This window comes from Nocardioides jiangxiensis (assembly GCF_030580915.1).
Taxonomy (GTDB): domain Bacteria; phylum Actinomycetota; class Actinomycetes; order Propionibacteriales; family Nocardioidaceae; genus Nocardioides; species Nocardioides jiangxiensis.
Genome location: NZ_JAUQTA010000001.1, coordinates 2223717 through 2243788, shown reverse-complemented (window position 1 = coordinate 2243788; position 20072 = coordinate 2223717). Strand labels below are relative to the sequence as shown.

The 20072-nt window shown below is 71.9% G+C and carries 22 protein-coding genes and 1 riboswitch; of the genes, 8 read left to right on the top strand and 14 right to left on the bottom strand.

Going from position 1 to position 20072, the window contains the following annotated elements:
- The first annotated feature begins 39 nt into the window (after positions 1-39).
- Positions 40-525: a DUF6542 domain-containing protein gene (locus tag Q5722_RS10980; protein WP_305028246.1), complete on the top strand. Its 486-nt coding sequence runs from the start codon at positions 40-42 to the stop codon at positions 523-525.
- On the opposite strand, the gene Q5722_RS10975 is transcribed toward Q5722_RS10980, so the two are convergent.
- The 3 genes from Q5722_RS10975 to Q5722_RS10965 all read right to left on the bottom strand — a co-directional run bounded on the left by Q5722_RS10975 (position 459) and on the right by Q5722_RS10965 (position 3981).
- A complete protein-coding gene (locus tag Q5722_RS10975) occupies positions 459-1082 on the bottom strand; it encodes an L-threonylcarbamoyladenylate synthase (RefSeq protein WP_305028245.1) in 624 nt (207 codons plus the stop codon). The two genes, Q5722_RS10980 and Q5722_RS10975, sit on opposite strands and share 67 nt — an antisense overlap.
- The gene (locus Q5722_RS10970; protein WP_305028244.1) at positions 1082-2089 is read right to left on the bottom strand and encodes a 4-hydroxy-3-methylbut-2-enyl diphosphate reductase; all 1008 of its coding nucleotides are present in this window, start codon (positions 2087-2089) and stop codon (positions 1082-1084) included. Before Q5722_RS10970 ends, Q5722_RS10975 begins: the two co-directional genes overlap by 1 nt.
- A 74-nt stretch (positions 2090-2163) precedes the next feature.
- Positions 2164-3981, bottom strand: coding sequence for a coiled-coil domain-containing protein (locus Q5722_RS10965; RefSeq protein WP_305028243.1), 1818 nt, complete (start codon positions 3979-3981; stop codon positions 2164-2166).
- 58 nt (positions 3982-4039) lie between these two features.
- On the opposite strand from Q5722_RS10965, the gene xseA reads away from it, so the two are divergent.
- Entirely contained in the window at positions 4040-5290 is a 1251-nt protein-coding gene (xseA, locus tag Q5722_RS10960) for an exodeoxyribonuclease VII large subunit (protein WP_305028242.1), read from the top strand.
- Positions 5283-5495, top strand: a complete 213-nt coding sequence (locus tag Q5722_RS10955; RefSeq protein WP_305028241.1) for an exodeoxyribonuclease VII small subunit — start codon at positions 5283-5285, stop codon at positions 5493-5495. The genes xseA and Q5722_RS10955 overlap by 8 nt, the downstream gene beginning before the upstream one ends.
- 1 nt (position 5496) lies before the next feature.
- On the opposite strand, the gene Q5722_RS10950 is transcribed toward Q5722_RS10955, so the two are convergent.
- Complete coding sequence (locus tag Q5722_RS10950; protein WP_305028240.1) at positions 5497-6099, bottom strand: DUF4245 family protein; 603 nt, start codon at positions 6097-6099, stop codon at positions 5497-5499.
- A 78-nt stretch (positions 6100-6177) separates the two neighbouring features.
- On the opposite strand from Q5722_RS10950, the gene glpX reads away from it, so the two are divergent.
- Entirely contained in the window at positions 6178-7200 is a 1023-nt protein-coding gene (gene glpX / locus Q5722_RS10945) for a class II fructose-bisphosphatase (RefSeq protein ID WP_305028239.1), read from the top strand.
- Positions 7201-7267: 67 nt separating this feature from the next.
- Positions 7268-8176: an alpha/beta fold hydrolase gene (locus tag Q5722_RS10940; RefSeq protein ID WP_305028238.1), complete on the top strand. Its 909-nt coding sequence runs from the start codon at positions 7268-7270 to the stop codon at positions 8174-8176.
- 104 nt (positions 8177-8280) lie between these two features.
- Here Q5722_RS10940 and thiC read toward each other — a convergent pair whose 3' ends face one another.
- The 10 genes from thiC to Q5722_RS10890 all read right to left on the bottom strand — a co-directional run bounded on the left by thiC (position 8281) and on the right by Q5722_RS10890 (position 16790).
- Entirely contained in the window at positions 8281-10041 is a 1761-nt protein-coding gene (thiC, locus tag Q5722_RS10935; protein ID WP_305028236.1) for a phosphomethylpyrimidine synthase ThiC, read from the bottom strand.
- Positions 10038-10904: a bifunctional hydroxymethylpyrimidine kinase/phosphomethylpyrimidine kinase gene (thiD, locus tag Q5722_RS10930; protein ID WP_305028235.1), complete on the bottom strand. Its 867-nt coding sequence runs from the start codon at positions 10902-10904 to the stop codon at positions 10038-10040. The genes thiC and thiD overlap by 4 nt, the downstream gene beginning before the upstream one ends.
- A complete protein-coding gene (locus Q5722_RS10925; RefSeq protein ID WP_305028234.1) occupies positions 10898-11482 on the bottom strand; it encodes a thiamine phosphate synthase in 585 nt (194 codons plus the stop codon). The genes thiD and Q5722_RS10925 overlap by 7 nt, the downstream gene beginning before the upstream one ends.
- Positions 11479-12246 carry a thiazole synthase gene (locus tag Q5722_RS10920; RefSeq protein WP_305028233.1) on the bottom strand — a complete coding sequence of 256 codons (768 nt, stop codon included), beginning with the start codon at positions 12244-12246 and terminating at the stop codon, positions 11479-11481. Before Q5722_RS10920 ends, Q5722_RS10925 begins: the two co-directional genes overlap by 4 nt.
- Positions 12239-12442, bottom strand: a complete 204-nt coding sequence (gene thiS / locus Q5722_RS10915) for a sulfur carrier protein ThiS (RefSeq protein WP_305028232.1) — start codon at positions 12440-12442, stop codon at positions 12239-12241. The genes Q5722_RS10920 and thiS overlap by 8 nt, the downstream gene beginning before the upstream one ends.
- A complete protein-coding gene (thiO, locus tag Q5722_RS10910; RefSeq protein ID WP_305028231.1) occupies positions 12439-13464 on the bottom strand; it encodes a glycine oxidase ThiO in 1026 nt (341 codons plus the stop codon). Before thiO ends, thiS begins: the two co-directional genes overlap by 4 nt.
- Positions 13461-14087 (bottom strand): thiamine phosphate synthase, encoded by a 627-nt coding sequence (locus Q5722_RS10905; RefSeq protein WP_305028230.1) that lies wholly within the window; start codon positions 14085-14087, stop codon positions 13461-13463. The genes thiO and Q5722_RS10905 overlap by 4 nt, the downstream gene beginning before the upstream one ends.
- A 1-nt stretch (position 14088) precedes the next feature.
- Positions 14089-14198: riboswitch (TPP riboswitch) on the bottom strand.
- 20 nt (positions 14199-14218) lie between these two features.
- Positions 14219-15103: an RNA polymerase sigma-70 factor gene (locus tag Q5722_RS10900; protein WP_305028229.1), complete on the bottom strand. Its 885-nt coding sequence runs from the start codon at positions 15101-15103 to the stop codon at positions 14219-14221.
- Positions 15100-15684, bottom strand: a complete 585-nt coding sequence (locus Q5722_RS10895) for a carboxymuconolactone decarboxylase family protein (RefSeq protein ID WP_305028228.1) — start codon at positions 15682-15684, stop codon at positions 15100-15102. The genes Q5722_RS10900 and Q5722_RS10895 overlap by 4 nt, the downstream gene beginning before the upstream one ends.
- 86 nt (positions 15685-15770) lie before the next feature.
- The gene (locus Q5722_RS10890) at positions 15771-16790 is read right to left on the bottom strand and encodes a LacI family DNA-binding transcriptional regulator (RefSeq protein WP_305028227.1); all 1020 of its coding nucleotides are present in this window, start codon (positions 16788-16790) and stop codon (positions 15771-15773) included.
- Between the two features lie 133 nt (positions 16791-16923).
- Between Q5722_RS10890 and Q5722_RS10885 the strand changes: the two genes are divergently transcribed.
- The 3 genes from Q5722_RS10885 to Q5722_RS10875 are packed head-to-tail and all read left to right on the top strand — an operon-like array spanning position 16924 to position 20065.
- On the top strand, positions 16924-18213 hold the full coding sequence (locus Q5722_RS10885; RefSeq protein ID WP_305028226.1) for an extracellular solute-binding protein: 1290 nt from the start codon (positions 16924-16926) through the stop codon (positions 18211-18213).
- A complete protein-coding gene (locus Q5722_RS10880) occupies positions 18210-19217 on the top strand; it encodes a carbohydrate ABC transporter permease (protein WP_305028224.1) in 1008 nt (335 codons plus the stop codon). Before Q5722_RS10885 ends, Q5722_RS10880 begins: the two co-directional genes overlap by 4 nt.
- Positions 19214-20065 (top strand): sugar ABC transporter permease, encoded by an 852-nt coding sequence (locus Q5722_RS10875; RefSeq protein WP_305028223.1) that lies wholly within the window; start codon positions 19214-19216, stop codon positions 20063-20065. Before Q5722_RS10880 ends, Q5722_RS10875 begins: the two co-directional genes overlap by 4 nt.
- Positions 20066-20072 lie beyond the last annotated feature (7 nt).

Below are 20072 nucleotides of genomic sequence, written 5' to 3'. Positions count from 1 at the left end.
AGCGCGGAGAGTGTCGGTGGCGGGGCTTACCGTGACCGTGTGACCGCCGCTCCGACGATCTGGGACGAGGGCACCGAATCGGCGCGCCGGGTGGTGCTCCTCGGTGTCGCGCTCACGCTGACCGTGACGGCCCTGGACCTGGTCATCGGTCGCGGGCTCGGGATCATCTTCGACATCGGGTTCGTGCTGATCGCCCCGGCACTGGCCCTGCGGGTGCACCCGCGCGACTTCTTCCCGATCAGCGTGACGCCGCCGCTGCTGATGCTCGGGCTCTTCCTGGCGATCGCGGCGGACGACGCCTCGGTGATCGCCCGGGCCGACGACGGCCTGGTCCAGGCGACGCTCTCGGGGCTGGCGCACCACTCGTGGGCGCTCGTCCTCGGCTACGCGGCCTGCCTGGCGTTCCTGCAGATCCGGCGCAAGCGGATCGCCGCCGGGCTCGCCCGGCCGCGCCGGGCTCAGGCCTCGAAGCGGTCGGCGTCTCCCGCCCCGCGGCGTACGACCTCGGGCGTGCCGTCGGAGTAGTCGACCACGGTCGTCGGCACCGCCGGGCACTCACCGGCCTCGACGACCGCGTCGACGAGGTGGTCGAGCTCCTCCTTGATGTCCCAGCCCATCGACCGCGGCTCGGTCTCGCCCGGGAGGATCAGGGTCGAGGCCATCAACGGCTCCCCCATCGCCTCGACGAGCGCGTGCACGATCGCGTGGTCGGGGATGCGGACGCCAACGGTCTTCTTCTTCGGGTGCATGAGGCGCCGCGGCACCTCGCGCGTGGCCTCGAGGATGAAGGTGTAGGGACCCGGGGTCACGCCCTTCACCGCCCGGAAGACGTGGTTGTCGACGTGCACGAAGGTGCCGAGCTGGCTGAAGTCCTTGCAGAGCAGCGTGAAGTGGTGCTTGTCGTCGAGGCCCCGGATCGACAGGATCCGGTCCTTGCCGTCGTGGTTGTCCAGGCGGGAGACGAGGGCGTAGCCCGAGTCGGTGGGCAGCGCGATGAGGGCGTCGTCCTTGAGCATCTCGACGAGCTGCTCGATGACCCGCGGCTGCGGGTTCTCCGGGTGGAGGTCGATGTAGCGGGCCATCAGCGGACCGCCTGCTCGGCAGCCTTCAGGTCCTTGCGGAGCTCCGGCGGCAGGGCGAAGATCAGCGACTCCTCGGCCGTGTGCACCTGGGTGGCGTCGGGGAAGCCGCGGGCCTTCAGGAAGCTGATGACTCCCTGGACCAGCTCCTCGGGCACGCTCGCGCCGCTGGTCACCGACACGGTGGACACGCCGTCGAGCCACGCCTCGTCGATCTCGGAAGCGTCGTCGATCCGGTACGCCGCGCGGGCGCCGGCCTCCAGGGCCACCTCCGCCAGGCGAACCGAGTTGGAGGAGTTGGCGGAGCCGACCACGATCACCAGGTCGGTGCCGGGCGAGATCTCCTTGACCGCGAGCTGGCGGTTCTGCGTGGCGTAGCAGATGTCGTCGGACGGCGGGTCGAGCAGCTCGGGGAAGCGCTCACGGATGGCCTTGACCGTGGCCATCGTCTCGTCGACGCTCAGGGTCGTCTGGGAGAGCCAGACCACGCGGGACGGGTCGCGGACGACGATCTTCTCGACGTCCCACGGACCTTCGACGAGCTGCGTGTGGTCGGGCGCCTCGCCCATCGTGCCCTCGACCTCCTCGTGGCCGGCGTGGCCGATCAGCAGGATGTCGAAGTCCTCCTTGGCGAAGCGGACCGCCTCGAGGTGGACCTTGGTGACGAGCGGGCAGGTGGCGTCGATCGTCTTGAGCTGCCGCTGCTCCGCCTCCGCGTGCACGGCCGGGCTGACGCCGTGGGCCGAGAACACGACCGTGGCACCCTGCGGGACCTCGTCGAGCTCGTTGACGAAGATCGCACCGCGCGCCGCCAGGTCGCCGACGACGTGCTTGTTGTGGACGATCTCCTTGCGCACGTAGACCGGCGCTCCGTAGAGGTCGAGCGCCTTCTCCACCGTGATCACGGCGCGGTCGACGCCGGCGCAGTAGCCGCGGGGGGCGGCCAGGCGGACCGCCTTGTCGGCCTCGTCGGGCGTGAGGACGGGCGGCAGGCCCAGGTCAGCGCTCATGCCGGCCAGTCTACTGATCCGGGGTCGTCCGCCTGTGGCCCTGATGATTCGCGGGCTCAGGCGGACGACGGGGCTCAGCTGTCGAAGTCGCGACCGCGCGGGCCGGTGCGGCCCAGTGCTGCCAGCCCTGCCAGCACCACGGCGCCGGCGATCGCACCCGCGGCGTACGGCAGCTTGCCGTCCTGGCCGATCAGCCAGCCACCGGCGACGGCGGCGGCGAGCGCCGCGAGCAGCAGCACGACGGTGAAGACGAGGAGCCGGGTGCGGAACCAGCCGTGGGTCTGCTGGACGTGGGCGAGGTAGGCGTCGCGGGTCTCCTGCAGCTCGGTGGCCAGCTGGGCCGCGCGCACCTCGGCGTCACGGCGTGCGCCGAGCGCATCCTGGGCGACCTCGGTGTGGTGCAGGACGGTCGCCTCGACCTTGCTGCGCTCGACCGTCTTCTCCTCGAGGGCCTGCTCGGCAGCCGCACGCGCCTCCGCAGAGGCGGCAGCACCAGCCTCGGCCTCGAGCCGTGCCGCGTGTGCGGCATCGGTGGCGCTGGCCTGCTCGGTGAGGCTGGCCTGGATCCGCTCGACCTCGGCGGCGGCGGCCGCCTGGACCCGCTCGATCTCGGCCTTGGCTGCCTCCTGCGCCTCGCGCTGGGCCTCCGCCGCCGCGGCCGCGGCATCGGCAGCCGCCTGAGCGGCTTGCTCGGCAGCAGCCCGCGCTTCAGCGGCCTCGGTCGCGGCCTGCTCGGCGGCGGTGCGTGCCTGCGCCTGCTCCTCGGCGGCAGCCTCTGCCGCCGTGCGGGCGGCGGTCGCGGCCTCGAGCTGGTCCGCGAGGCCGGCGACCTTGGCGTGCGCCTCCTCCTCGGCGGCCAGCGCGGCAGCAGCGGCCTCGGCACGCTCGGTCGCCGCCTGCTCGGCAGCCTCGCGCTGCGACTGGGCGTGCTCGGCGAGCGCGGCCTGGTCGACGGCGGCCTTCTCCGCCAGCTCGCGGTCGGCGTGGGCCTTCGCCGCGGCCTCGGCCTGCGCGGACGCCGCCTGCTCGGCAGCCGTGCGCGCCTTGGCAGCCGCCGCGGCAGCCGCCTCGGCGACAGTGCGGGCCTGGTGGGCGGCAGCCGCCGCGTCCGCGTGCTCCGCAGCCTTCGCATCGGCGGCGACACGCGCGTCGGCGGCCGTGCGGGTGGCGTCGGCGAGCTCGGCGACCGACGCACGGGCGGTCGCCTCGGACTCGGCCGCCTGCGCAGCACGCTCGGCAGCCTCCGTGGCGGATGCCTCGGCGGCGAGGCGGAGCTGCTCCTGGGCGTGCGCCTGCTCGGTGAGCTCCTGGAGGGCCTGCTCGGCGGCGACGCGGGCCTCGTGGGCCTGCGCGACGAGGCGTGCCTGCTCCGCGGCGGCCTGGTCGGCCTCGGCACGGGCCTTCTGGGCGTCGGCGACGGCTGCCTCGGCCTGGAGGCGCGCCTCGGTCAGGTCGGCGGTGGCCTTCTCGGCCTGCGCCCGGGCTGCCTCGGCGGCCCGCACCTGGGCCTGGAGCTGCTCGAGGTGGGCCTGCATCTCGAGCTCGCCCTGCTCGCGCTCGCGCGCGAGGTCGACGAGCGCGCGCTCCGCGGCCTCGCGGGCGGCGTACGCCTGCTCGGCCCGCTCGGCCAGGGTGGTGGCGCGCGCCTCCGCTTCCTGACGCGCGAGGATCGCGGCGGCGGCGGTCTGCTCGGAGGCGATCCGCTCGGCCGACTGCTCCTGGGCGGCGCGCTCGGCGGCCAGCCGGAGCTGCTGGGCACGCTCGGCCGCGGCGGTGGCTGCGAACGCGCGGTCGTTCGCCTCCTCGATGGTCAGCTCGACGCCCTTGCGACGGCGCCAGAACGACCCGCCCGACTCGTTGAGGTCGGTGGGAGGAATGTCGGAAGAAGCCATGGCGGAAAGGCTAGCGACCAGAACGGGCGTTGTCGGCGCCAACACCTAGGGTTGCGGCATGGCTCTCGACACGTCCCCGGAGGCTCCTGCCCCGGTCCGGCAGATCGCCCAGGCGATCTCGGGATGGGTCGACCGCCTCGGAGCGGTGTGGGTCGAGGGCCAGGTCGCCCAGGTCAGCCGCCGCCAGGGCATGGCCACCGTCTTCCTGGTGCTGCGCGACCCGATCGCGGACATCTCGATCTCCGTGACCTGCTCGCGGGTGCTCTTCGACAGCCTCAACCCGCCGCTCGTCGAGGGCGCCTCGGTCATCGTGCACGCCAAGCCGACCTTCTACGCGCCGCGGGGCACGCTGTCGCTGCAGGCACGCGACATCCGTATGGTCGGCCTCGGCGAGCTGCTCGCCCGGCTCGAGCGGCGCCGCCAGCTGCTCGCCGCCGAGGGACTCTTCGACCACGCGCTCAAGCGGCCGCTGCCCTTCCTCCCGTCGAAGGTCGGCCTGGTCACGGCTCCCGGGTCGGCCGCCGAGCGCGACGTCCTCGAGGTGGCACGCCGCCGCTGGCCGGCGGTCTCGTTCGAGATCGCGTACGCCGCGATGCAGGGCACGCGGTCGGCCCCGGAGGTGATCGCCGGGCTGGAGCGCCTCGACAAGGACCCCGACGTCGACGTGATCGTGATCGCGCGCGGTGGCGGCTCGGTCGAGGACCTGCTGCCGTTCAGCGACGAGACGCTCATCCGGGCGGTGCACAGGGCGCGCACCCCGGTCGTCTCCGCGATCGGCCACGAGCCGGACCAGCCCTTGCTCGACCTGGTCGCCGACGTCCGTGCTGCCACCCCGACCGATGCGGCCAAGCGCGTCGTGCCGGACATGGCGGAGCAGGTCGACCTGCTGCACGGCGCCCGGTCCCGGCTGCGCCGCGCCATCGAGGGCCGTGTGGCCGCCGAACAGGCACGCCTGGACATGGTGCGCTCCCGTCCGTCACTCGCCGCCCCGCACTCGCTCCTCGACAACCGCTCAGCCGAGGTCGTGGCGCTCGTCGAGCGTGCCCGGCGCACGCTCACGCACCGCCTCGACCGCGCGGCCGACGAGATCGGCCACCAGCGGGCGCGGGCGCGGGCTCTCTCACCACTGGCCACCCTCGAGCGCGGCTACGCCGTCGTCCAGGACACGGCGGGCCACGTCGTCACGACGACCGTCGGCGTGCAGGCGGGCGCTTCCCTCAGCATCCGGGTGAGCGACGGTCGCATCGCGGCCACCGTCGCCGCCGACCACATCCCCGACTCCGCCAGTGAAGGACCTGACCATGCCTGAGACCCCCGTCGCCGACCTCTCCTACGAGGCGGCCCGCGACGAGCTCGTCGAGACCGTGCACCGGCTCGAGGCCGGCGGCACGACCCTCGAGGAGTCGCTGGCCCTCTGGGAGCGCGGCGAGGCCCTGGCCCAGCGCTGCCAGGAGTGGCTCGACGGGGCCCGCAAGCGGCTCGACGACGTGGTCGCCGACCGCGAGCAGGGCTGACTCAGCTCGCCCGCGGGTCCTGGACGAGGCTGGCCGCGAAGTCCCGGATCACCGTCGCCGGGGCCGAACCGAAGACGAGGACGGTCTGGCCCTTGCCGAGCTCGCGCGCCGGGTTGGGCTCGTCCCCCCACTGCAGCCCGAGAGCGGTGGTGTACACGGTGTCGCCGCTGTGGCCCTTGAACGACCAGGACTTCCATTCCGGCGAGACCATGGCTCCGATGTCGACCGTCGGCCCCTGCTTGACCTCGTCGTAGCCGTAGTCCTCGAGCAGGTCGCGGTCCCGCACGGCTGCCTGGCGCAGGCCGATGTACTTGCCGTCGGCGGTGAGCACGTCGAGCTCCCACGCGTAGTTGCTCGCGTTGTACACCGCGCGGGTGGCGATCCAGCCCTTCGGCAGCCGCTCGGGGTAGGCGGGGTCCACCCCGCCAGCGCCCTGCAGGTCCTTGACGACCTGGAGGTAGTCGACCTGGTTCGGCTGCACCGACAGCTGCTCGCGGTTGAGCGCGCGAAACGCCACGAAGGCGAGGATCACGAGGAGCGTGACGATCATCGCGCCGACCATGCCGGCGGCACTGCGCTCGTACCGCGCACTTCCCTGGGCCATGGGCCCATCCTCGCAAGGCGAGCCCACGGGCGCGCGTCGGGGGTCGGGTGGCGGTCACGGGCCGATAACATCTGCGGCATGAACGCCCCCCTCGACCTGAGCGTCAACCCCGAAGCACCCGACCGCAACCTCGCCCTCGAGCTCGTGCGGGTGACGGAGGCGGCGGCGATGGCCGCCGGCCGCTGGGTCGGCAAGGGCGACAAGAACGGCGCCGACGGCGTGGCCGTCAACGCGATGCGCGTCATGATCTCCAGCGTCAGCATGAACGGCACGGTCGTCATCGGCGAGGGCGAGAAGGACGAGGCGCCCATGCTGTTCAACGGCGAGAAGGTCGGCGACGGCACCGGACCGGAGTGCGACATCGCGGTCGACCCGATCGACGGCACCACCCTCACCGCGAAGGGCATGAACAACGCCATCGCCGTGCTCGCCGCCGCGCCCCGCGGCTCGATGTACGACCCGAGCGCCGTCTTCTACATGGACAAGCTGGTCACCGGTGCCGAGGCGGCCGACGTCGTCGACATCCGGCTCCCGGTCGCCGAGAACATCCGCCTCATCGCCAAGGCGAAAGGCACCGCGAAGGAGGACGTCACCGTCGTTCTCCTGGACCGCCCGCGCCACGACAAGATCGCCGAGGAGATCCGCGAGGCGGGCGCCCGGATCAAGTTCATCTCCGACGGTGACGTCGCCGGCGCCATCATGGCGGCCAAGGCCGACACCGGCATCGACCTGCTGCTCGGCATCGGCGGCACCCCGGAGGGCATCATCACGGCCTGCGCGATGAAGTGCCTCGGCGGCACCATCCAGGGCCGCCTCTGGCCGACCAGCGACGAGGAGCGCCAGCGCGCCATCGACGCCGGCCACAACCTGGACCCCGACTTCGTCCTCCACACCGAGGACCTGGTCACGGGCGACGACTGCTTCTTCGTCGCCACCGGCATCACCGACGGCGAGCTCATGAAGGGCGTCCGCTACCGCTCCGGCGGCGCGACCACCGACTCGCTGGTCATGCGCGGCCGGTCGGGGACGATCCGCCGGATCACCTCCGAGCACCGCCTCGGCAAGCTCCGCGCCTACTCGGGCATCGACTTCGGTCACTGAGCCCGACACCGCTCGTTCAGCCCGGCCCGCGACGATCGTCGCGGGCCGTGGTGCTTCACTGGGAAGCGTGACTGAACCGATCGCCGTCTCCGCGGAGCTCTTCGCCCCCGTCGGGCCCGGCCAGGAGCTCTGCTACCAGACCTTCGGCACGCTGGCCGACGCTCCACGGGGCGCCCTGCTCCTGGTGATGGGCCTGTCCGGCCCGATGATCTGGTGGCCGGTCGGTTTCTGCGAGGCGCTGGTCGAGGCCGGCTTCTTCGTGATCCGCTACGACAACCGCGACACGGGCCGCTCGTTCCGCGGTGAGGGCCGGGTGGCACGCGGCGACCTGGTCAAGGCGTTCCTGGGACGGCCCGTCGAGGCGCCGTACTCGATGTCGGACCTGGCCTCCGACGGCATCGCCGTCCTCGACCACCTCGGCATCGGGAGCGCCCACGTCTGCGGCATGTCGATGGGCGGCATGATCGTGCAGACCATGGCCCTCGAGCACCCCGACCGGGTGCGGTCGGTGACGTCGGTGATGTCGACGACGGGGTCGCGGCGCGTGGGGTTCCAGCACCCCTCGCTCCTCCCCCGGCTGCTGCGGTCTCCCGGACGCGGCCGGGAGGCGTACGCCGAGTCGACGGCCGCCTTCTGGAGCTTCATCGGGTCGCCGGGCTACCCGACCGGGCTCGACGAGGTGCGCGCACGGGCACTCGACACCTACGACCGCGGCATCTCGGGCTCCGGCGTGATGCGCCAGATGATGGCGGTGCTGACCCAGCCCGACCGTACCCGGCTCCTCTCCTCGGTGACCGTGCCGATGACCGTCATCCACGGCCGCGCCGACAAGATGGTGCACGTGTCGGGCGGCCGTGCCACGGCCCGCGCCGCCGGCGCCGACCTGCTCGTCATCGACGGCATGGGGCACGACCTCCCGCGCGGCCTGTGGCCGACGTTCGTCCGGTCGATCACGGACACGGCCGACCGCGCCTGAACGCCGAGACGGGGCTCGTGCCGCCGTGGGACGGGGCTCGTGCCGGCGGTTCGCCGGCACGAGCCCCGTCCCGGCGTTGCACGAGCCCCGTCTCGGCGCTGGGGTCAGGCGGTGGGCTCCACGTAGACCGAGCGGCCGAGCTCGACGAACTCGGCGGACTTCGCCTTCATGCCGGCCTCGGCCTCGTCGGTGACCTGACCCGGCTCGAGCGCGGCACCGAAGCGGTCACGGACGTCCTGCGAGATCCGCATCGAGCAGAACTTCGGTCCGCACATCGAGCAGAAGTGCGCGGTCTTGGCGTTCTCGGCCGGGAGCGTCTCGTCGTGGAACGCCTCCGCCGTGTGCGGGTCGAGCGAGAGCGCGAACTGGTCGCGCCAGCGGAACTCGAAGCGCGCGTGCGAGAGCGCGTCGTCCCAGTCGCGGGCGCCGGGGTGGCCCTTCGCGACGTCGGCCGCGTGCGCCGAGAGCTTGTAGGTGATGACACCGGTCTTCACGTCGTCGCGGTTCGGGAGACCGAGGTGCTCCTTCGGCGTGACGTAGCAGAGCATGGCCGTGCCGTGCATGGCGATCGTGGCAGCGCCGATGGCCGAGGTGATGTGGTCGTAGCCCGGCGCGATGTCGGTGACCAGCGGGCCGAGCGTGTAGAACGGCGCGCCATGGCACCAGTCCTGCTGGAGGACCACGTTCTCCTCGACGAGGTTGAGCGGGACGTGCCCCGGCCCCTCGACCATGACCTGCACGTCGTACTCCCAGGCGCGCTTGGTGAGCTCGGCCAGCGTGCGCAGCTCGCTCAGCTGGGCCTCGTCGTTGGCGTCGGCGGTCGCACCGGGGCGCAGGCCGTCGCCGAGCGAGAAGGCGACGTCGTACTGCTGGAAGATCTCGCAGATCTCGTCGAAGTGCGTGTAGAGGAAGTTCTCCTCGTGGTGCGCGAGGCACCACCCGGCCATGATCGAGCCGCCGCGGGAGACGATGCCGGTCACGCGGTTCGCGGTCAGCGGCACGTAGCGCAGCAGCACGCCGGCGTGGATCGTCATGTAGTCGACGCCCTGCTCGGCCTGCTCGATCAGCGTGTCGCGGAAGATCTCCCAGGTCAGCTTGTCGGCCTCGCCGTTGACCTTCTCCAGCGCCTGGTAGATCGGGACGGTGCCGATCGGGACGGGCGAGTTGCGGATGATCCACTCGCGCGTCGTGTGGATGTCGTCACCGGTCGAGAGGTCCATGACGGTGTCGGTGCCCCAGCGGATCGCCCAGGTCAGCTTCTCCACCTCCTCCGCGATCGAGGAGGTGACCGCGGAGTTGCCGATGTTGGCGTTGACCTTCACCAGGAACTTCCGGCCGATGATCATCGGCTCCGACTCCGGGTGGTTGACGTTGTTGGGGATGATCGCCCGGCCCGCCGCGACCTCGGAGCGGACCAGCTCGACCGAGCACCCCTCGCGCTGGGCGACGTACTCCATCTCCGGGGTGACGATGCCCTGCTTCGCGTAGTGCATCTGCGAGAGGTTCCGGCCCGGCTTGGCCTTGCGCGGCTTGTAGGCGCGTCCCTGCCACTGCTCCCGGTGTACGCCGGAGCGCAGCGCCGCCTTGCCGTTGTCGAGCAGCTGCACCTCGCGGCCGTCGTACTCCTCGGAGTCGTCGCGGGCCTCGATCCAGGCCTGGCGCAGCAGCGGCAGGCCGACCTCGGGCTGGGAGCCCGGGCCCTCGGTGGTGTAGCGGTCGAAGGTGGAGCCGTTGGTCAGCTCGACCCGCGTGAAGGGGACGCCGAGATCGCCCTTGAGGACGCGGCTGTGGGCCGGGTGCACCGGCTCGTGGAACGGGCTGGTCTCCGTGCGCTCGATGGTGCGCTCGGCGTCGGTCGCGGTCATGCGGTCTCCTCGGTGGACGGGATGGTCGTGCGGGGCAGGATGGTGTTCGGATCAGTGGTGTGGGCGATCGGCCCGCGGCCGCTGCCCAGCTGCCAGCCGCGGCTGGCGACGAGCTGGCCGGAGACGTACGCCGCAGCCCGGGCCGCGGCGGTGGCGACGTCGTGTCCGTGGGCCAGGAAGGCGGCCAGCGCACTGGCGTGCGTACAGCCGGTTCCGTGGTCGTTGGGGGTCGCGACGGCGGGGTGCTCGATCGCGACGGGCTCGTCGCCGGGGCGGGTCAGCCAGTCGATGCAGGTCGACGAGGAGGCCGCCGGAGCGCCGAGCGGGCCACCGGTCAGGACCACGGCCGGGCCGGCGAGCTGCGCGGCGAGCAGCCCGGCGAGCTCACGCGAGGGCGTGGGGTCGTCGGCGGCGAGAGCGAGCAGCGCGCGGGCTTCGGCAGCGTTCGGGGTGACCACGGTCGCGACGGGCAGCAGCACGGCGGCGTAGGCGCGCACCAGGTCGTCGTCGGCCAGCGCAGCGCCGGTGGTGGCCCGCAGCACCGGGTCCACGACCAGCTGGCGGGATGGGCTCCCCGCACACCAGCGGGCCACCAGCCGGGCGACGTCGGCCGTGGCGAGCATGCCGGTCTTCACGACGACGGGAGGAAGGTCGGCGATCACCGCGTCGAGCTGGGCAGCGACCACGTCGAACGGCACCGCGTGGACGGCGTGGACCGCGGTGGTGTCCTGGGCGGTCACCGCGGCGACCACGCACGTCCCGTGCACGCCGAGCGCAGCGAAGGTCGCCAGGTCGGCCGCGATGCCGGCCCCTCCGCCCGAGTCCGTACCGGCGACGGTGAGGACGACCGGCGGGGTCACCACGGCGCGTCCTCGAGCAGGTCCAGCAGCTCCCGTACGACGGAGGCCGGGTCGGCAGCGCGCATGACCGCACCCATGACCGCGAGCCCGTCGGCACCGCAGGCGATCGCGTCCACGGCGTTCTCCGGGGTGATGCCACCGAGTGCGAAGACCGGGATCCCGGCCGTGGCAGCAACGGCGTACTCCCCGCGCTCGATCGGCCGGCGGCCGGGCTTCGAGGCCGTCGCGGCGAACGGGGAGAGCGTCGCCCACGCCGCGCCGGCAGCGGCCGCGACGTGCACCTCGGTGGCGGAGTGGCACGAGCGGCCCCACGGCAGGTCGCGGGGCGCGACCGTGGCCGCGCTCGACGGGAGGTGCACCCCGGCTGCGCCGTGGAGCGCGTCGTGCGCGGAGATGACCGTCGCGCCGACCTCGGTCAGGGCGGCGACCAGCGCCATGCGCGCCAGCGGCGTCTCGTCCAGCTCCCGCACGACCACGTGGGTGAGCCCGGCGTCGACGCAGTCCGCGACGGCCGAGACCAGCGAGCGACCCAGCGGCAGCTGGCTGCGGTCGGTCAGCAGGAGCAGGCGGGGAAGGTTCACGAGATCAGCCCTGCCATCGGCGAAGAGGCCCGAGCGCCTGCCCGCCGGGGGATCCGGCCCGCGGCACGCGCGGCGTGGCCGGCCTCGACCCCGAGCCGGAGTGCCGTGGCCATCGCCACCGGGTCGTCGGCGCGGGTGATCGCCGTGGCCGCCAGCACGGCCGAGCAGCCCAGCTCCAGGGCGAGGGCGGCGTCGGAGGCAGTGCCGACGCCGGCATCGAGGACGACCGGCACGGACACGGAGGCGACGACGGCCTCGATCGCGTGGGGGTTGAGGATGCCCAGGCCGGAGCCGATCGGCGACCCCAGCGGCATGACCGCCGCGCAGCCGGCGTCCTCGAGGCGACGGGCCAGGACGGGGTCGTCGGTCGTGTACGGGAGGACGACGAAGCCGCGGCGCACCAGCTGCTCGGCCGCGTCGAGCAGCTCGATCGCGTCGGGCAGCAGCGAGACCTCGTCCCCGATCACCTCGAGCTTCACCCAGTCGGTCTCGAGCGCCTCACGGGCCAGCTCGGCCGTGAGGACGGCTTCCCGCGCGGTCCGGCAGCCGGCGGTGTTGGGCAGCAGCCGTACGCCGTGGGCCGCGAGCGTCCCCAGCAGGCCACCGTCGGACGTGCCGGAGGCACGCCGCATCGAGACCGTGACGAGGCCCGGTCGCGCCGCCGCGAGGACGGGGTCCAGCAGGGCCGGCCGCGGCAGGCCGCCGGTGCCGAGGAAGAGGCGGGAGGCGAGCTCGACGCCGGCGATGGTCAGCGCGTCAGCCACCCTGCACCGCCGTGACGATCTCGACGACGTCGCCGTCGTTCAGGCGGGTGGCCGTGTGGGCGGCGCGCGGCACGACCTCGCCGTTGACGGCGACCGCGCTGCCCTGCACGGGGCCGCCGAGCACGTCGGCCACCAGGGATGCGACGGTGGCCGCGTCGGCGCAGGCGCGCGGTGACCCGTTGACGGTGAGGTTCATGCGGGGGCTCCTTCGAGTGCGGGACGCCGCGGGTCGAGCGCGACGTCGACGGCTCCGGTCTCGAGCTGGTCGGCGACGAGGCGTGCGGTGAGCGGCGCGAGGAGCACGCCGTGCCGGTAGTGGCCCGCGGCGAGGACGACACCGTCGACCCCGCTGGGACCGACCAGCGGGAGGTTGTCGCGGGTGCCGGGACGGTTGCGCGCGATCGCCTCGACGAACGCTGCGCGGTCCAGCGAGGGCAGCAGCTGACGGGCCGCGTCGAGCAGGCGGTGCACACCCTCGACGGTGACCACGGCCGGACCGTCGTGCTCCTCCGACGTGGCCCCGATGACGACCTCGTCCGACCCCGCACGGGGCACGACGTAGACCGGCTCCCCGTGCACGAGGCCGCGCACGACGTGGCGGGGCGCGTCGTCGGTGCGGACGCGCAGGATCTCGCCGCGCACGGGGCGGACCAGGTGCGCGAAGGGCTCGGGCAGGTCGGATCCGGTGGCCACGACCGTCACGTCGTACGCCGGGTCGGCGACGTGGAGGCCGACGGAGGAACGGGTGACCGGCACCCGCGCGAGGAGTGCGGCGACGACGGACCGCGGGTCGACGCTGTGGTCCTCCGGCAGCAGGGCACCGCCCGCCACCCGACCGAGCCCGGGCTCGGTCGCCTGCAGCTCCCGGCGACCGAGCGGCTCGACGACCGTGCCTGCCGCAGCGAGCAGGGCGAGCTGCCGGTCGATCTCCTGGAGGTCGCCGGCGTCTGCTCCGGCGAGGAGCGTGCCGGTGCGGTGCACCTCGACGCCGAGCTGCGAGGCGAACGCGGGCCAGAGCGCGGCGGACTCGCGCCCGAGGCGCCACAGGTCCTCTTCGCCGTGCCACAGCTCGCCGGCGGGGCAGAGCATGCCCGCCGCCGCGTGGGAGGCACCCGCGCCCGGCGCCGGGTCCACCACCTCGACCGTGTGGCCGCGTCGGGTCAGCTCCCACGCACAGGCGAGGCCGATGACGCCGGCACCGAGGACCCGCACCTTCATCGCGCACGCACCGCCGCGACGAGCTCCCGGGCGGCCGCGACCGGGTCGGGCTCGTTCCAGATGCCGCCGATCACCGCCACCCCGTGGGCTCCCCCGGCCACCACCTCGACGGCGTTGCGGGGCGTGATCCCGCCGATGCCGAGGACCGGCACTCCCCCGGGCACCACCGCGGCGGCCAGCCCCTCCACGCCGAGCGGGTCGGGCAGGCCGTCCTTCGACGTGGTGGCGAAGACCGGCCCCACCCCGACGTACGACGCGCCGAGGTCACCCGCGGCGCGCACGTCGGCCGCCGTACGGCAGGTGGCGCCGATCAGGAAGCGGTCGGAGAGGAAGCCGCGCCCCTGGGCGCGACTGACCATCGACCGCACCTCAGCGACGGGCATGTCGGACGCACCGACGTGGACGCCGTCGGCGCCGGTGATGACCGCGACGTCGATCCGGTCGTTGACGATGACCTTCGCGGCGGGCACGAGGTTCATCACGTGGTTGGTCAGCGCGATCAGGCCGTCGCGCTCCAGACGCTTGTCGCGGACCTGGAAGGCGTCGACGCCCGCCATCGCGAGGGCAGGCAGCAGCGCGAGGTCGTCGACGGACGACACCAGGCACATCAGCTGGGGCACCATGAGGTGCACTCCTTCACGTCCCTATCGCCGGCATTACCCGGATCAGGTTCAACGGTCGGAGCGGCTCCAGCTCCCTCTCAGTCCACTGCCGCGGACTCCCGTGTGTCTTGTTCGCCTGCGACTGTAGCGCACTACCTCCGGAGCTCGATGGCCTCGTCCAGCCAACCCAGCTTGTGGGGGTTGCGCATGGCGAAGATCCGGGTGATCCGTCCCTCGGCGATCTCCACGCTGACGATGGTCGGGCCGCCGGCCTCGTCGTCGATCCGCACGCCGACACCGCCGTTGAGCGGGAACGTCTCCACCGTGGCGTTGACCGCCACCCGCGGGAACGGGCGGAGCAGGTTCGCCACCTTCTTCGCCCCGAGGATCGGCATCCGCACGGCGTTGGCGATCCCGCCACCGTCTGCGAGGAGGACGACGTCCGGGGCCAGCACGTCGAGCAGGCCCTGGAGGTCACCGGTGGTCACCGCCGCGACGAACCTGTCGACGACCTCCTGCTGCTCGTCGCGGCTGACCCGCATCCGCGGACGCCGCGCCTCGACGTGGTTGCGGGCACGGCTGCTGATCTGGCGCACGGCCGCCGACGTCTTGCCGACCGCCGCCGCGATCTCGTCGTGGGGCACGTCGAAGACCTCGCGCAGCACGAAGACGGCTCGCTCGGTCGGCGTGAGGGACTCCAGCACCGTGAGCATCGCGATCGACACGCTCTCGGCGAGCTCGACGTCCTCGGCCACGTCGGGCACGGTGAGGAGCGGCTCCGGTAGCCACTCCCCGACGTACTCCTCGCGGCGGCGGCTCAGCGTCCGCAGCCGGTTGAGCGCCTGCCGGGTGACGATCCGGACGAGGTACGCACGCGGGTCGCGCACCGTCGCCCGGTCGACCTCGTCCCACCGCAGCCAGGCCTCCTGCACGACGTCCTCGGCGTGGGCCGCGGAGCCGAGCATCTCGTAGGCGACGGTGAAGAGCAGGCTGCGGTGAGCGACGAACGGGTCGTCCCCGAGGGCGGTGGCGCTCATGCCGGCGACGCTACTCCCGGGCGCGCGGCCAGCGGCTTCATGCCACAGGAGTCGGCGAAGCCCTCGGACTCGATGCCCATCGCGACGTTGCCCCGGGTGGTCAGGTTGGCGAACCCGATGACGCTGGTCAGCTCGACGAGCGCGGCCGGACCGAGTGCGTCGAGGAGCCGGGACGACAGCTCGTCGGTGACCTCCACCGGCGTGGCGGTCATCGCCTCGGCGTACTCCAGGACGTCGCGCTCGAGCGGGGTGAAGACGTCGGACTCGCGCCAGCGCGGCACCTGCTGCGCCTTCTCGAGGTCGAGCCCCTCGTGCCGGGCCATGAAGTAGTTGAAGTCGAGGCACCAGCTGCAGCCGATGTACGACGCCACGGCCATGTGGGCGTAGGCCTTGAGGCCCGGGTCGCAGCTGTCCCACTTCCTCAGCTTCTGCCCGAAGCCCATCGACGCGTCGAGCACGGCCTGGTTGTGCCACATGACGCCGAGCGACTCGGGCACCTTGCCGAACATCTTCCTGCTGAACGCCTTCACGATCGCGCCCTTCAGGCCGGTGATCTCGGCGGCGGGGATGCGGGTGGTCATGGTCGTCTCCCTTGCTCGTGGCGATCCTCGTGATCGCGGTCGACATGAAGACACCAGGCGCCGTCGATCTGTGACAGCCGGCGAGGTCACGCCCCGGGGCGTGCAGGACCTGTCGACTGACGCAGCACCAGCTCGGGCTTGAAGACGTACTCCCGCGCGGGCACGGGCGCACCGCCGATGGCATCGGCCACGGCAGCCACCGCCGCAGAGCAGAGGGCGTGCACCGGCTGCCGGATCGTCGTGAGGGGCGGGTCGAGGAAGCCCATCAGGTTCGAGTCGTCGAAGCCGACCACCGACACGTCGCCGGGGACCGAGAGACCCGCATCACGGACGCCGCGGACGGCGCCGATCGCCATCATGTCGGAGGCACAGACGATCCCCGTCGCGCCCCGCTCGACGAGGCTCGCCGCGGAGGCCGCGCCACCCTCCACGGTGAACAGGCTCTCCTCGACCCAGCTCTCTGCCTCCTGCGCGGTGAGGCCGAGCAGCCGGTTCAGTGCTGCGACGAAGCCAGCACGCTTCCGCAGCGAGGGAGTGAACCGTCCGGGACCGGTCGCGAGCCCGATCCGCCGGTGCCCGAGCTGCACGAGGTGGGCCACCGCGAGCTCCGTCGCGGCCGCGTCGTCCGTCGAGAAGAAGGGAGCAGGGATGCCCTCGACGTACCCGTTGATGAAGGCCACCGGCATGCCGCGCCCGACGAGGGCCCGGTAACGCTCATGGTCTGCCCCGACGTCCGCGTGCCGGCCCGACACGAACAGGATGCCGGCGACCCCGTGGTCGAGCAGTGACTCCACGTACTCGTCCTCCGCGATTCCGCCCGGCGACTGTGTGCACAGCACCGGTGTGTAGCGGCGCTGGGTGAGCGAGTCCTCGATCACCTGCGCGATCGCAGGGAAGATCGGGTTGTCGAGCTCCGGGACCACCAGCCCCACCAGGCCCGCGCTGCGCCGCCGCAGCCTGGTCGGGCGCTCGTACCCGAGCACGTCCAGGGCCATCAGGACGTGCTGGCGCGCGGCAGCGCTCACGCCGGGCTTCGCGTTCAGCACCCGGCTGACCGTGGCCTCGCTGACGCCGGCTTCACGTGCGATCTCCGCAAGAGTCCCCATGGAGCCATCAAACACCTCTGCAAAACTTGCAGCAATCTCTTTCAATTGCCTGCAAGTTCTTGCTACGGTCCGTGATGGCCGTCACAGAGTGCGGCCACACCGGTCCCGAGCCGCTGTCTTCAAGGAGCCCACCATGCGCCGCACCCTTCCCGGCCTCACCGGCCTAGCCGCTGTCGCCCTCGTCCTCTCCGCCTGCGGAGGCGGGGGCACGACCGCCGCGTCGAGCGACACGCCCGACCACGCGTCCCTCAAGGCCACCCTCACCTGGTGGGACACCTCCGATCCCACGAACGAGGGCCCCGCGTTCAAGGAGCTGATCAAGCGCTTCAACGCCGAGTACCCGAACGTGAAGATCAACTACCAGTCGGTGCCGTTCGGTGAGGCGCAGAACAAGTTCAAGACCGCCGCCGAAGCCGGGGAGGGAGCACCGGACATCCTCCGCGCGGAGGTCGCCTGGGTCCCCGAGTTCGCAGCAGCGGGCCACCTGTACGCCCTCGACGGCAGCGACGTCCTCACGAAGAACCACTACCTCGACACCGCGCTCTCCTCCGACGTCTACAACGGCAAGACGTACGGCGTTCCGCAGGTCACCGACACCCTCGGCCTGATGTACAACAAGAAGCTCTTCAAGGAGGCCGGCATCACCGAGGCGCCCGCCACGTGGGCCGACGTGAAGGCCGACGCCAAGCTGCTGAAGCAGAAGGCCCATGTCGACGGCATCTACCTCAACAGTGGCGGCTACTTCATGCTCCCCTTCATGTACGGCGAGGGCGGCGACCTGGTCGACACCGACACGAAGACGATCGAGGTTGCCTCCAAGGCGAACAAGGACGGCATCCGGATCGCCCAGGACCTGGTGAAGTCCGGCGCCGCCCCGAAGCCCGACGCCAACGACTCCTACGGCACCATGATGACGCTCTTCAAGGAGGGCAAGGTCGGCATGGTGATCAACGGCCCCTGGGAGGTCGCGAACATCTCGAAGGACCCGAAGTTCGGCGGGTTCGACAACCTCGGCATCGCTCCCGTCCCGGCGGGCTCGCAGGGTGCCGGCGCCCCCGTGGGGGGCCACAACTACGTCGTGTACTCGGGCATGGACGAGAAGAAGGCGGACGCCGCGACGGCGTTCCTCGAGTTCATGACCTCGCCCGAGTCGGAGGCCTTCATCGCTGACAAGCTCGGCCTGCTGCCGACGAACGAGGCCGCGTACGACCTGATCAAGGACAACGAGCGGGTCACCGCCTGGAAGTCGGCCCTCGACGTGGCCAAGGCCCGCCCGTGGATCCCCGAAGGCGGCCTCTTCTTCGGGCCCCTCGACGAGATGGCCACCAAGGTGCTCGTCCAGGGCGCGGACGTCGACAAGACCCTCGACCAGACGGCCGCGAAGTACAAGGCCGACGTCGTGCCGGAGTACGACCTGCCATGAGCGCGAGCAGTGCAGCGGGGCCCGGCGTCACGCCGGGCCCCGTCCGCCGCGGTCGACTGCGGCGGACCCTCGACCGGCACTGGTACGCCTGGGCGATGGTGGCCCCGACCATCTTCGTCCTCGGAGCCCTCGTGCTCTATCCGCTCGTCCGCGGCGTCCTCCAGTCCTTCACCAACCTGACCGAGACCAACCAGCGCGCCGAGGTCTGCAGCAAGACGCTCGGCGGCGCGCAGTCCTGCACGCCCAACCCTGACCGGTGGCACTGGGTCGGCCTCCACAACTACACCGACCTGCTGACCGGCGAGCGCGGCCACTTCTGGCTGCTCCTCGGCAACACCGTCGTCTGGACCGTCGCCTGCGTCCTGCTCCACTACCTGATCGGGCTCGGCCTCGCGGTGGTCCTCAACCGCAACTTCCGCGGACGCAGCCTCTACCGCGTCCTGCTCATCGTCCCGTGGGCGGTTCCCGCCTTCGTCAGTGCCTTCGCGTGGAAGTTCCTCTTCAACCCGAAGTTCGGCCTGATCAACTCGATCCTGGTCAACCTGGGACTGGACCCGGTGGAGTGGTTCAACCACCGCTGGACAGCGATGTTCGCGGCTGTCGCCACGAACGTGTGGCTCGGAGTGCCCTTCATGATGGTCGCCATCCTCGGCGGCCTCCAGTCGATCCCCTCCGAGCTCTACGAGGCGGCCGAGATGGACGGCACCAGCCCGTGGCAGCGCTTCCGCCACGTGACACTGCCGGGCCTCCGCCCGGTGAGCTCGACGGTGATCCTCCTCGGCACCATCTGGACCTTCAACATGTTCCCGATCATCTACTTCGTCACCGGCGGACAGCCGGCTGGCGAGACCGAGATCCTCGTGACCGGCTCGTACCGGGCGGCGTTCGAGGGGCTCCGCAACTACTCGCTGGCCGCCACCTACGGCGTCCTCATCCTCGCGCTGCTCGTGGTGTACGCCGCGGCGTACCGGCGCGCACTCAAGAGCAAGGGAGAGGTCTGGTGACCCGCAAGCCTCGCGGCCGCGACCAGCGCAGCCCGCTGGCCTCCATCGGCCTGCACGCCACGCTCCTCACGGCCACGACGATCGCGCTCTTCCCGGTGGTGTGGGTCTTCCTCGCCTCGCTGAAGCCCCAGGACGCGATCCAGTCCTCGGAGATCCGGCTCTTCGACCACCCGACGCTCGAGAACTACCGCCGGGTGCTCTTCGAGACCAGCTTCCCGTCCTGGTTCCTCAACTCCGTGGTCGTGGCCTTCTTCACGATGGTCATCGGCATCTCGATGTCCGCCACCGCGGGCTACGCGCTCAGCAGGTTCAACTTCCCGGGCAAGCGCAGCGTGATGTGGCTCTTCCTGATCACGCAGATGTTCCCGGTCGCGATCCTCATCGTGCCGATCTACACCATCATGGCCAACCTGGGCCTGATCGACACCAAGGCCTCACTGGTGATCGCCTACTGCTCCGTGGCGGTGCCGTTCTGCACCTGGATGCTCCGCGGCTACTTCGACACCATCCCGGCCGAGCTCGACGACGCCGCCGCCCTCGACGGCCTCGGGCCGTTCAAGACCTTCTGGTACGTCGTGCTGCCCCTGGCCCGACCGGGCCTCGCCGTCACCGCCTTCTACACGTTCCTCACCGCCTGGGGCGAGGTCGCCTACGCCATCGCGTTCATCCTCAGCGACAAGAACCTGACGCTGGGTGCCGGACTGCAGCAGTTCGTCCCCCGCTTCAACCCGCAGTGGGACCTGCTCACCGCTGGTGCGGTGCTGATCATGCTGCCCGCCTCACTCGTCTTCTACTTCGCCCAGAAGCACCTCGTCGCCGGCCTGACCGCCGGCGGAACCAAGGGATAGGAGTCCC

What these genes read in the sequence shown, in the direction of transcription:
- Q5722_RS10975 (WP_305028245.1), bottom strand. Translation starts at nt 1,082, where the DNA reads ATGGCCCGCTACATCGACCTCCACCCGGAGAACCCGCAGCCGCGGGTC.
- Q5722_RS10970 (WP_305028244.1), bottom strand. Translation starts at nt 2,089, where the DNA reads ATGAGCGCTGACCTGGGCCTGCCGCCCGTCCTCACGCCCGACGAGGCC.
- Q5722_RS10965 (WP_305028243.1), bottom strand. Translation starts at nt 3,981, where the DNA reads ATGGCTTCTTCCGACATTCCTCCCACCGACCTCAACGAGTCGGGCGGG.
- xseA (WP_305028242.1), top strand. Translation starts at nt 4,040, where the DNA reads ATGGCTCTCGACACGTCCCCGGAGGCTCCTGCCCCGGTCCGGCAGATC.
- Q5722_RS10955 (WP_305028241.1), top strand. Translation starts at nt 5,283, where the DNA reads ATGCCTGAGACCCCCGTCGCCGACCTCTCCTACGAGGCGGCCCGCGAC.
- Q5722_RS10950 (WP_305028240.1), bottom strand. Translation starts at nt 6,099, where the DNA reads ATGGCCCAGGGAAGTGCGCGGTACGAGCGCAGTGCCGCCGGCATGGTC.
- glpX (WP_305028239.1), top strand. Translation starts at nt 6,178, where the DNA reads ATGAACGCCCCCCTCGACCTGAGCGTCAACCCCGAAGCACCCGACCGC.
- thiC (WP_305028236.1), bottom strand. Translation starts at nt 10,041, where the DNA reads ATGACCGCGACCGACGCCGAGCGCACCATCGAGCGCACGGAGACCAGC.
- thiS (WP_305028232.1), bottom strand. Translation starts at nt 12,442, where the DNA reads ATGAACCTCACCGTCAACGGGTCACCGCGCGCCTGCGCCGACGCGGCC.
- thiO (WP_305028231.1), bottom strand. Translation starts at nt 13,464, where the DNA reads ATGAAGGTGCGGGTCCTCGGTGCCGGCGTCATCGGCCTCGCCTGTGCG.
- Q5722_RS10905 (WP_305028230.1), bottom strand. Translation starts at nt 14,087, where the DNA reads ATGGTGCCCCAGCTGATGTGCCTGGTGTCGTCCGTCGACGACCTCGCG.
- Q5722_RS10900 (WP_305028229.1), bottom strand. Translation starts at nt 15,103, where the DNA reads ATGAGCGCCACCGCCCTCGGGGACGACCCGTTCGTCGCTCACCGCAGC.
- Q5722_RS10895 (WP_305028228.1), bottom strand. Translation starts at nt 15,684, where the DNA reads ATGACCACCCGCATCCCCGCCGCCGAGATCACCGGCCTGAAGGGCGCG.
- Q5722_RS10890 (WP_305028227.1), bottom strand. Translation starts at nt 16,790, where the DNA reads ATGGGGACTCTTGCGGAGATCGCACGTGAAGCCGGCGTCAGCGAGGCC.
- Q5722_RS10885 (WP_305028226.1), top strand. Translation starts at nt 16,924, where the DNA reads ATGCGCCGCACCCTTCCCGGCCTCACCGGCCTAGCCGCTGTCGCCCTC.
- Q5722_RS10880 (WP_305028224.1), top strand. Translation starts at nt 18,210, where the DNA reads ATGAGCGCGAGCAGTGCAGCGGGGCCCGGCGTCACGCCGGGCCCCGTC.